The sequence below is a fragment of the Vogesella mureinivorans genome (assembly GCF_007644035.1).
GTDB classification, from domain to species: Bacteria; Pseudomonadota; Gammaproteobacteria; order Burkholderiales; family Chromobacteriaceae; genus Vogesella; species Vogesella mureinivorans.
Genome location: NZ_VMTV02000513.1, coordinates 1 through 313, shown reverse-complemented (window position 1 = coordinate 313; position 313 = coordinate 1). Strand labels below are relative to the sequence as shown.

Annotated in this window: 1 pseudogene; it reads left to right on the top strand. The window is 67.7% G+C overall.

What is annotated here, in order from left to right:
* Window positions 1–313 (top strand): annotated as a pseudogene (locus FLQ44_RS14310) (molecular chaperone HtpG); the annotation flags it as partial.

Sequence of the window (313 nt, the reverse complement as noted above, 5' to 3'; positions counted from 1 at the left end):
AACCGCCGATGGCTGGGCTGCAGCTGCCAACAGCCCGCAGCTCGAAGCGTTGAAGGCGCGCGGCGTCGAGGTACTGCTGCTGCACGAGCGCATCGACGAGTGGATGAGCGGCTACCTGCGCGAGTTCGACGGCAAGCCGATGAAGAACATCGCCAAGGGCGAGCTCGACCTGGGCGACCTGCCGGATGCCGAAGAAGCCAGGAAACAGCACGAGGAAGCCAGCAAGGCCGCAGCACCGCTGGTGGAGGCGCTGAAAGCGGCGCTGGGCGAGCGCGTGCGCGAGGTGCGGGTGTCGCAGCGCCTGACCGAGTCT